General features: G+C 52.9%; 8 protein-coding genes. 3 read left to right on the top strand and 5 right to left on the bottom strand.

The genetic code is table 11. The features are described 5' to 3' along the window. Positions 1 to 67: 67 nt before the first annotated feature. Positions 68 to 415, bottom strand: coding sequence for a hypothetical protein (locus NT140_06925; protein ID MCX5831604.1), 348 nt, complete (start codon positions 413 to 415; stop codon positions 68 to 70). Positions 416 to 462: 47 nt separating this feature from the next. Then, the gene (locus NT140_06920) at positions 463 to 1,824 is read right to left on the bottom strand and encodes an NAD(P)/FAD-dependent oxidoreductase (GenBank protein ID MCX5831603.1); all 1,362 of its coding nucleotides are present in this window, start codon (positions 1,822 to 1,824) and stop codon (positions 463 to 465) included. A gap of 274 nt (positions 1,825 to 2,098) precedes the next feature. Between NT140_06920 and NT140_06915 the strand changes: the two genes are divergently transcribed. The 3 genes from NT140_06915 to NT140_06905 all read left to right on the top strand — a co-directional run bounded on the left by NT140_06915 (position 2,099) and on the right by NT140_06905 (position 4,678). After that, positions 2,099 to 3,160 (top strand): tetraprenyl-beta-curcumene synthase family protein, encoded by a 1,062-nt coding sequence (locus tag NT140_06915; GenBank protein MCX5831602.1) that lies wholly within the window; start codon positions 2,099 to 2,101, stop codon positions 3,158 to 3,160. Positions 3,161 to 3,182: 22 nt separating this feature from the next. Next, a complete protein-coding gene (locus tag NT140_06910) occupies positions 3,183 to 4,127 on the top strand; it encodes a diacylglycerol kinase family lipid kinase (protein MCX5831601.1) in 945 nt (314 codons plus the stop codon). 197 nt (positions 4,128 to 4,324) lie between these two features. Then, a complete protein-coding gene (locus NT140_06905) occupies positions 4,325 to 4,678 on the top strand; it encodes a hypothetical protein (protein MCX5831600.1) in 354 nt (117 codons plus the stop codon). A 144-nt stretch (positions 4,679 to 4,822) separates the two neighbouring features. Here the strand turns inward: NT140_06905 and NT140_06900 are convergent, their stop codons facing one another. The 3 genes from NT140_06900 to NT140_06890 form a co-directional block, all read right to left on the bottom strand. Next, positions 4,823 to 6,259 carry a hypothetical protein gene (locus NT140_06900; protein ID MCX5831599.1) on the bottom strand — a complete coding sequence of 479 codons (1,437 nt, stop codon included), beginning with the start codon at positions 6,257 to 6,259 and terminating at the stop codon, positions 4,823 to 4,825. 126 nt (positions 6,260 to 6,385) lie between these two features. After that, positions 6,386 to 8,140 carry a DUF362 domain-containing protein gene (locus NT140_06895; GenBank protein MCX5831598.1) on the bottom strand — a complete coding sequence of 585 codons (1,755 nt, stop codon included), beginning with the start codon at positions 8,138 to 8,140 and terminating at the stop codon, positions 6,386 to 6,388. An 84-nt stretch (positions 8,141 to 8,224) separates the two neighbouring features. Then, complete coding sequence (locus NT140_06890; GenBank protein MCX5831597.1) at positions 8,225 to 10,405, bottom strand: hypothetical protein; 2,181 nt, start codon at positions 10,403 to 10,405, stop codon at positions 8,225 to 8,227. Positions 10,406 to 10,464 lie beyond the last annotated feature (59 nt).

Here is a 10,464-nt window from a genome sequence, read left to right as displayed (position 1 = left end):
GCGGCGCCAGCCAGCATACCGGATTTGGCGCCCTCCGGCACGACGTTGCCCAGCTCCGTCTTTTTGTTTATCCGGTCGTAGGCAAGGCTCGCATCGAGAATAGGCCAGAGGTTATTGGCCTCATCCACCAGGAAGGTTTGGCCGGGACAATTTCCAGAGAATGAGCGCCCTTGTTGTCAAATATGACCTGGACGGGCAGGATGCCGGCGCCGCGGATGTCAAAGCCGAAAGCATTACCAGCCTCATCTTTGCCGTCGTAGGCCTTGGCGGCGATGGTGGCCTCAGCGGCTTCCGTGGCATTCGGATAGGCGGCCGGAAGTTGGAAAGGAACCACTTGTCTTTCGTATTTGGTACAGGCCGCAACCGCAACCAACAAAAAAATCACTATCAAGCACAGCCATTTCGTTCGTCTCATTTTGTTCCTCCTCTTTATTTTTAGTATAATCAGCAGAACAGGGGATGTCAACGCAATTGAGTTTCCATCCGTTCTTTTACGAAGGCGACAGCCTGTTCGCCGGCTACATGGCCGGTGGAGAAGGCCGCTTGCAGATTGTAACCGCCCGTGTCGGCATCTATATTTAGCACCTCGCCGCAGAAATAGAGCCCGGAAAGCAATCGTGAGGCCATCGTGCGGGGATCAACTTCATTGAGTGATACGCCGCCCGCTGTGACAATGGCAGCCGCCATGGGCAGCGGACGGAGGATATTGAAGCGGAGGGCCTTCAGGTGATTCAGGAGCCCTTCCCGTTCCGCCGCCGTTATCTGGTGGGCCGGCTTGTCGGGAGCAATCCCGGTCAGGGCCACAAAGGGGTCAACCATTTTGGCGGGCAGCAGGCCGGCGAGGAGGCGGCGGTAGCCGCGTTTGCTGAACTGGTCGAAATCCCGCTGTAATCTCAAACGCAGTTGCTCGCGATTCAGGGCGGGTTTGAGATCAATGGCCACACTGACGGGGCCGCGTTCCAGGGCAGCCACGATGGACAGACTCATGAGAAGGGTAATGGGGCCTCCCAGGCCGAAATGGGTCAACATCATCTCTCCCAGGCGGCTTTCGATGACCGGCGCCGGGGGCTTTCTGGCTATACCGCGTCCGCTGTCTTCGTCAGGTGTAAGGGCCGCGTCAATTTCTGCCGCCGGGCACTGGAAGGCTGTCAGGCGGACATTCCGGAGACTTACCCCCTGCATGGATTTGGCCAGCCCCTGGTTGTCCACGATCAGGGGCACCAATGCCGGACGCAGCCTGGTTATCTGATGTCCCAGGGCCGCTGCCAGTTGAAAGCCATCGCCGCTGGAACCGGTTCGCGGGTAGGTCGCCCCGCCGGTGGCCAGGATGACCGCCGCCGCGGGAATAATTTCTTGCTCTGTCTGTACGCCGGTCACCCGGCCACCATCGCTGATGAGGCCTTTGACCCGGGTATGGTGGCTGATTTTTACGCCGCGGGTGGAGAGGCAGCGCGTCAGCGCCGTCACCACATCCCGGGCATCATCGGATACCGGGAAAATCCTTCCGCCCCGTTCGACCTTGGTTTCCACGCCGTATTGCCGCAGAAAAGCAAGCAATTCTTCACGAAAATAGCGATGAAAGACCTGGCGCAGGAAGGGGCCGTTCGCCCCATACATGGCGAGAAATGGTTCCAGTTCTTTGGCGTTGGTGAGATTGCAGCGGGATTTGCCACTGATGAGCAGCTTCTTGCCGGGTTGATCCGTCTTCTCGAGAAGCAGCACGGCGCCCCCCAGCTCGGCCGCCCGGCCGGCGGCCATCATGCCGCCGGCCCCCGCTCCGACAACGATTATTCTGTGGCCATCATCCTTGTTATTGCTGTTCATATCATCAGACCCCTGTGGGGGCCTATCACAACGGGCAGCCGCGGGCAAGCAGTTAATATGAAAATCACCCTCCCTTGACGGGAGGGGGGTAGGGGGTGGGTGAAATTGCAACATGCTGACTTCATGGTAACCTCCCCCCCCCCCTAACCCTCCCCCGCCAGGGGGTGAGGGGACTTAAAGGTTGTGCAATACGACGGCTTATGATAATGAAAAAACGCGATTTTTCCCCGGGCAAAGGAGAATCAGGGTGCCGCCTCCGACCAACATCTTTACCATGACGCCGAAGATATTTTTGCAGGTGCGTCCCCAGGTGCATGAGCATTTGCAGCACTGGATTGATCAGGCCCGGATTATTCCCGATCCGGAGCTGCAAAAACAGGCCCTGGCCAGCATCGCCGGCAAGACCTTTCACTGCGAGGGCGGCAGCATTTACGGTCTCCTGGCCGGTGATCGCTATCGGGAGGCCATCCGGTTTATCGTCGCCTATCAAACCATCAGCGATTATCTGGATAACCTGTGCGATCGCAGCACCTCTCTGGACCCCAATGACTTCCGCATTTTGCATACCTCCATGAAGCACGCCCTGACGCCGGGAGCAAGATTGGACGATTATTATCGCTGTCGGGCTGAACAGGATGATGGCGGATATCTGGCTGCCCTCGTCCTGACCTGTCAGGAAGTGCTGGCCGCTTTGCCGGGCTATAAACTGATCGCTCCTCATCTCCACGAACTGGCAGACTACTACTGCGCTTTACAGGTGTACAAGCATGTCCGCCGTGAGGAGCGCGTGCCCCTGATGCAGGCCTGGTTTGACGAACAAAAGCAGGCTTTGCCGCCCATGGCCTGGTATGAATTTGCCGCCTGTTCCGGTTCCACCGTCGGAATATTCTGTCTCGTGGCCCATGCCTGTCATGAGGATTGTACCGCCTTGCTGGTGCGCAATATTAGAGATGCCTGCTTCCCCTGGGTGCAGGGGTTGCACATCCTTTTGGATTACTTTATAGACCAGGATGAAGACCGCCTCGGCGGCGACCTGAATTTTTGCTCCTATTATCGGGATTATCGGGAAATGGTGACCCGCCTGTCCCATTTCTATCAGCAGGCCAACTTGAGCATCGCCGCCTTGCCCTACGCCCGCTTCCATTGTCTCATCAACCAGGGAATGCTGGGGATCTATTGCGCCGATAAAAAAGTTTACCGGCAGAAGGAAGTCAGAATGGCCGCCAGAACTCTGGTTTTTCTGGGAGGCAGCGTGGGCGTGTTTTTCTATCTTATCTGCTGGTTGTACCGGCGGATGGCGGCCAGTGATCCGCAATCGGCCCGCCGGACTGCTTAAATAGTGTTGAGAGGCACAGATTTTGCCGAGTCAAAAAACAGTCTTTATTGTCAATCCCCGGGCCGGCAACGGTGCGGCGGCGGCGAAATGGCGTGCCATGAGCAGGCTGGTGGAAGAACAGTTAGGCTCATTTACGGCCTGCTTCACCGAACGGGCAGGCGACGCCACCCTGCTTACCCGCGAGCATTTAGCCGCCGGCGCCGGTTTGATTATCGGCGTGGGCGGGGACGGTACGTTAAATGAGATCATTAATGGTTTTATGGAGATACCCCCTACGGTCTGCCGTGAAGCCCGCCTCGGAGTTGTGCCCTTCGGCACGGGATGTGATTTTGCGAGGATAATCCTCAAATCACCCTCTCCCCGCAGGGCGCTGCAGATTATACAAGAGGGATACACGCGCTCCCTCGATCTGGGGCGGGTTCAATTTTCCAATCACGAAGGCGCTCCTGAAGTCCATTACTTTCATAATGTCGTCAGTTTTGGGACCGGCGGCGAGGTAGCCTTCCATGTCAACTCCCACAGCAAAGCCGGTGGCGCCTTCCTGTCTTTTCTGCGTTCAACTTTGGTCTGCCTCCTGCGTCACGGTGCGAGGCGCATTTGCCTGCACTGTGATGGTCAGGCGGAGGAATTCGTCGTCCGGAACATTGTCGTGGCTAATGGACGCTACCATGGCGGCGGCATGTGCGTGGCTCCCGAGGCGCTGGCTGACGATGGTCTCCTGCACGTGACGGTAATCGGCGATTTGTCACTGCCGGAAATGCTCCTTAATATTGCCAAATTTTACAATGGTCGTATCAAGGAGATAAGAAAGGTAATAACATTGACCGCCAGGCACATTGAAGCCACCTCAACGCAGGATATTCGTATTGATGCGGATGGCGAGCAGCCGGGCTGGTTGCCGGTAGTCATTGATATCCTGCCCCACGCGCTGCCTGTGATTGTTGACCGGAAGATGTTCCCAACATAGCGGCCTTTGATACATAATTCCCCAATGCCTGGGGAGTAATTCTCCATTTTAAGGCCCCCCGGGGAATAATTGTTTAATAAAAAGTCCTTTACTATCAACGTTTTATAAATCACACGCGGTTATTTCGGGGATATTTGTGCTTTGGTATGCAGCTTGCTGTATGAAGAATAACAAAATTCTGAAGGAGGTAGTACGATATGAAACGTTTTATGGTATTGGCAGTGGCTTTGGTTTTCATGTTCTCGACAGTGGCTTTTGCAGCGGATACGGCTCCCAAGGCAGAAAAGAAGGCTCCGGCAGCGGCAGCGGAGAAGGCTCCGGCAGCGGCAGTAGAGAAGGCTCCGGCAGCAGAGAAGGCGGCGGATGTGAAAGCAACGGCCGAAAAGAAGGCAGCAGACAAGAAGGCAGCGGCAGAAAAGAAGGCAGCCGACAAGAAGGCAAAAGCCGAAAAGAAGGCAAAAGCCGAAAAGAAGGCAGCCGACAAGAAGGCAGCGGCAGACAAGAAGGCAGCACCGGCAGCACCAGCGCCAGCAGCGCCAGCAGCTAAATAACTGCAACCTCGTACATCTCTTACATTGGAAGGGCACGGAGGCAACTTCGTGCCCCTTTCTTTGTAAAACGCTTTTTTATCATACCTTGGGAGATATTTGATCAGGGGCGGCTTGAGTTCATTATTTTTCTTGACACCCTACTCACTACAACTCCCTGGTGCTCCCGGTATGTTCCGGCAAATAGATTGTTTGATTATTTTCCGGCGGGCTCCACCACTCGATCCATGTGCCCTCTCTTTTAAATCCCACCTGCAGCTCGGATTCAACCTGTCTTATCCAATCCCCGAGATAAGAAGCATGGTGGATTATCAACGGAACGCTGTGCGGTGGCAATATATCATCAAAAAAGCGATGGATGGCTATGTTCCTGTTGTTTTCAGATATTGTTTCGCTGTCGTCCCAGGGGGTCGGATGGATAAACCCGTGATTTGCGCCTTCATCACTTCTGTACAGGATAGTGTGGCCGAATCTCTCTTTAAATTGCCGCAGGATCCCCACGCACCGCACAATATCATTGACCGTTATCCCCTTATTGAGAAGCCGGAGAATCCTGTCGCTGAAAGATTCAAACCCGATTGATGCGAACTTGATCGCTATCTGCTTTTCTTGGGCAGCTTTCAAAACCGCCTCGAGAAGTTCAGGATGAGTATTTATATCATCAATCCGGCATACCAGATCAATCCGGGATAACTTGATGCCTGCCTGGGCAGCGTCGTCAATGATCCATTGCAAAGAGCTGATCGGATACTCGTCTATCAGCTCAAAGGGAATCTTTCTTTCGTTTTCTTCCGGTAAGGCCCTGATTTGCGAGAGTACTACGCTTTTGTCTATATGTCCGTGAAAGCCTTTATCTCTTGAGACATCACAAAAGATACAGCCGTATGATTCAACGTCAATATCTAATGATTTCCCTTTGATAGTGTCGGGCAGGGGTAATCTGACCGTGTTTTTCTTGTTGGCATAGGGACAACCGATGGAATTCAGTACCTGCGCCGTTCTTATTGCCAGCCTTTTCAGTGTATCCGCAAAGGTATAAATGTTTGTCCAGTCAACATTGAGAACGATATCTTTGCCCCAGGGGAAATTGAGGCAACCTGCTTTTGAAGATAGCTGCTCCCGCTTCAGGCGGTCAACAGGCCCCTGAATTGCCAGGTCTATTGCTTTGTGCAAACCCTTGAATCGCATTGGGTAGCGCTCTGAATCGCCCTCTCCGTAATAATCTTTTTCAGCCTGCGGGCCGCCGAGGATCGTGAAAAACCCCCTTTCATGGACAGCGCCGATTAATTCCATGAGGTCTTTACGGCCGCATAGGTGGGAGAATCCGATAATTTTTTCCTGGCCTGCATAATAATCGTCAAGAAATCTTAACAGCAGTTCCTGGGAAAACTGTCTTTCAATGCCGACCACCAGCGAAGGTATATGCAAATTCGTCGTCAGATGCGTGCCTGCCGCCTGAACGCCCAGGATGCCATGGGCCTCGCCGGTATGGTGGGTAATCAGAATCATGGTTTTTTTACCGTATGAATCATAATTTATGTGATGAAAAACTGTCTGTCCGTTGGCAACGCCCCCCTCGTACATGGCTCACTCGTATCATAGTTTATATGAAAACAATATAATTGATAACGCATTGGAATACTTTATTTTATGTAAGGGCAACGTTTTGCACCGGCGAGAGCTGGCGCTGATAGCAGTTTAGAGGATCCCTCAATGAAGAGAAGCCTGGGTTTCCTTGAGCATTCTTTCCAGCTTTATCTCCTCGGCCTCGTCTGCGTATTTGGGCCGTTCGACATCAGGAAATAATTGGTACATGCCCTTGAGCAGCACCCCTGCATGAGGAGGACAGCCCGGCAGATGGGCGCCCGTTTCCGCATGGTGTTGCTGACAGATACCCAGGAAGATGTTCGTTTCGCCCGGATTGATGTCGCGGTCAATGGTGGGACCGAGAAAGATATGCACCTTGCGATCAAAGGGCCGGTCTATGAGAAGCCTCGATGGGTCTTTCGGATCAGGCCGTCGCAGTTTAGCCACGGCGAAGTGGAGGTATCCCGCGCAGCCGGGACAGGCATTTTCAGCGTGAATGGTAATGTCCCTGCCGCTCGTCAAATTGATTTCCGGCTGCTTGAACGGGCTCGCCACTGCCGCGATCGCTGGCCCAATGATGTTTATTTTCTCCGGGTCAATCGGTCCCAGGCCCTGCATATAGGCCAGCCGCACGGGAGGCGACGTTAGCGGATCGAGCCCCATGATCCTCATGGTCACCGCATCCACCGCTACCGGGTTCACCCCTCCGATCAACAGGTTCATTGGCTTTGGTGTGCCTGAGACCGGGCCGAAATCTTCCTGCCCGACGAGGCCATCAATAATGTGCAGCTTTGGTTTGACGAGAAGGTGAATGTTGACCAGGTTCTGCCAGAGCCCAAAGAAATGACTCATATATTTCTCAAGAGGCGGCATCGCTCCCTGGAGACTCTTAATCGCGAGCGAGGTGATGGCCGCAAAATGGTTTTTCATGACTGGCACGTTGATGATCACATCGGCCCTGTTGAGGGTGACCGGAACCTTTCTCGACGTCATCCGTTTCGCGCCCGGCACCGTCTTTTCGATCAGTGCGTCCGCGTTCAAGTCAACGAGGCTCACCTTGTGGGGATCGAGATCAATCAGCTTGTCATAACCGTACAGGAGAAACATCTTCATAGTTGCGCTACGGTTGATTGAGGAGCCTTCCGCGATGATGACTTTCCCGGCGATAGGCAGCAGGAGCTCAACGAGAGCTCGCACGATCCGTATATCAGTGACCACACCCCCTCGGTACACACCATTCACCATCCCGTGGTCGGCCACCAGATTCGGTTTGATCACGACCGTCTGGCCCGCTTTAACAAACTTGCGCACGCCGCCCAGTTTGTTGACGAGATTTTCAATGCTTTCTTTGATCTCTGCATAGGTCTGGGATGCAGGGACTTTCTCAATAGCTACCTTTTCCTTTTTCCGGCAGTCCTTTGCCGGTTTCCGTCCTTTAAGCCTTTTAAAAAGCACCGCCGTACTCAGATCCATTTTGAGGAAAGAAGCGTCGTTCGCGGTAAAGGATCGGGTAGGACGAAAGCCGTATTCCACCAACCACCGGTATCTCTGCTGGTCTGACGCCAGTACCTCGGCGGACACAAGGTTTTGCACGGCGATGAGCTCGTCAATCATCCGGAAAAGGATTTTCGCCTGTTGCTCCTCGCCGTTTACGAGGATCTCCTCGACGGTGCTCGTAGCCGGGTTATAAACGATCCATCCCACAACCTTGCCGTTGCTTCCGGCGAGATACGTGATGACGCCCGCGCTTTCTTTCCATTGCTGCCATCGGGCATGCGTATAAGACGGATCAACACCGGGTATGTTTACGTAATAATCGCGAAATATGCTCCACAAGGCGGACGACAGCCGGCTCTTCCTGAGCGCTATCTTTGACATATGTCTGTCTCCTTATTAAAAAACATCCGCGGTTACGTATAGGTAGGTACTATACGTAACAATGCTGAAGATCGAGGTAGAATATCAACCGGATATTTCAGAAATTCTGTTTCTTGTTTCCTCGGTGAGGAATTCCCACAGGCCGATGCGTTTCAGGGTAGCAATTGTCGGTAATCCGGAACTGCTCCAGCCTCTTTCATCGTAATAAATCCGGATCAATTCAGTCAATTGCTCTTTACGATGATTCATCAGGATTGCTCGTTTTGCCCCTGTCTCCATGCCCTGCACTTCGGCTATGGACTTCCCGAGAATTTTGCCGATCTCCTCGTCATGATAAGCTTTTTCAATATCATACAGATCATCGTCAATTGGCCCGATCGCCCGATCCGGGATCCAGTCGTATTTTCCCGTGTCTGTTCCGTAGGTCATGGCATTCATAACCCGTTGTAAATTTATGTCATGATCTGTCTGCGCGAAAATGTCTTGCCAAGTCATATTTGTGCCCAGCATGCCGTTGTAGAAATCAGCGTAAATTTCCTGAGAGGCTGGATTAATATAAATATCCGTATTCTTCATCTTCCCCGAATCGGGATTGAACACATCCACCCAGGGAAGTTTGCACAGCCCCAGATTATCATTGCCGAGCCGGACTCGCGGATAGGAGATCAATGCCCTGGCCTTGTCCCGCAAGGTGGGGAATCCACCGATGAGATCTATTTTGATCAACCAGGCGGCGGAATGGTGGGCGCCGATATCGCTGGCGGCGGCATAGGAACCCTGCATGGATAATGATCGGTGAGTCCGGTAAAGGGAGAACGGGAGACCCTTGGTCTGCATGGCAAACTTCTCAAGCTCTTCCCGGGGAGATACGCCAGTTCTGCCTTTATATTTGGCTGAAATCCAGTCCAGCAGAGGCAACATTCCCCTGCCGGCTTCTTTGGCTAATTCTGTTTCCGAAAGCGCAATCCGATGAATGAGGGTCAATACCGCCTGTTCGTTGCCCCATTCAAGTTCCAATCCATCAGTATCCGCTTTGGTCAGATAGCCTCTCTGGCAGCACTCCATCAAGAAGGCGATAATAACCGCGGTCGTAATGGTATCTATCCCGTAGTTATCGCAATGCCAGTTGGCTTCCATAATGAAATTGGGATTCCACATCCCCAGATTGGAACCGAAACCGGCGGCCGTTTCATATTCGGGGCCATCCACCCAGACCCGGCGGTCTTTGTCTCTGCCCGTTGTCAAGGTCACGCACCCCCCTTTGGTGCATCTCAGATTGCACCCCGGGAAACAACCGTCCATGCCCCGGTGATCGAAGAGAGATTCCGCGTAATATTTGCCGCTGATTTTTTCGGCTCGCGAATCAGATCCCAACTGGTAGTTATTTACCGGCAGAGACTGGTATTCTTCCCTGTTCATGAAATCTATCAGTCCGGCGCTCCCTTTGCTGGACATTTGCAATGATTTCGGGTCTTCTTCCCTGACGACCTTACTGAGCCTCAGACCCGATTTTTTCACCTTGTCCCAATCAGCCGCCCCATAAGGGTTTTCACCTTTGGGAAATTCGGCAATGATGACGACGGCCTTGACTTTCTTATCAATCATGACGGTGCCGAGACCAGTCCTGCCTGCCTGTTTTACCCGGTAGAATCCTCTGATTTCGTCCATGGATTTGGTGGGATCATAATAATGGCTGTTGATACAGCCATAAGTTGTCTTGGTTGCGCCGATGCCCGTCGTCAGGAAAACGATGTTCTTCCGGTCGTATCCCTGGTGGCTAAACGTGTCGGCGATTTCTTTTTCCAGGTCGAAGACAAAATCTATGGTGGGCGCGGCCATGATGGAGATATCGCCCCGCATAGCGTCAATAACGATCATAACATCATTTCTGGATTTTCCGGTTAATACCAGGGCATCAAAACCGGCGTACTTCAGGTACGCGCCAAAATGTCCTCCGAAATTTGAAACTCCCGGAATACCTGTAAGCGGCGACAGGGAAATAGCCATGCATTTGCTGGTCCCGGGAAATTGCGGAATTCCGCCCAGGGGGCCAGGCGATAGTATCAACGGATTTTCCGGATCATGGGGAGATGTTGTTAAATTAATTCTCTCATGCAGGAGGTATAAACCAAGGCCCCGGCCGCCGATAAAATAATCTCTGGTCCGGGGATCAAGCCCGGGAGTAAGCAAGGTTTCCGTTCCCAAGTCTATCGTAAGTATCCTGTTGTTATATCCATGTACAAGCGTTGATTTTGTGTATTTCACGTGCCAGGTTCCTTTGTCAGTTATTTTTTACGGGGTCAGGATAAGGTATTATACGGTAC

This window comes from Deltaproteobacteria bacterium, assembly GCA_026388415.1.
Taxonomy (GTDB): domain Bacteria; phylum Desulfobacterota; class Syntrophia; order Syntrophales; family JACQWR01; genus JAPLJV01.
The sequence above is the reverse complement of the archived record's forward strand: the minus strand, read 5'-3'. Positions and strand labels throughout refer to the sequence as shown.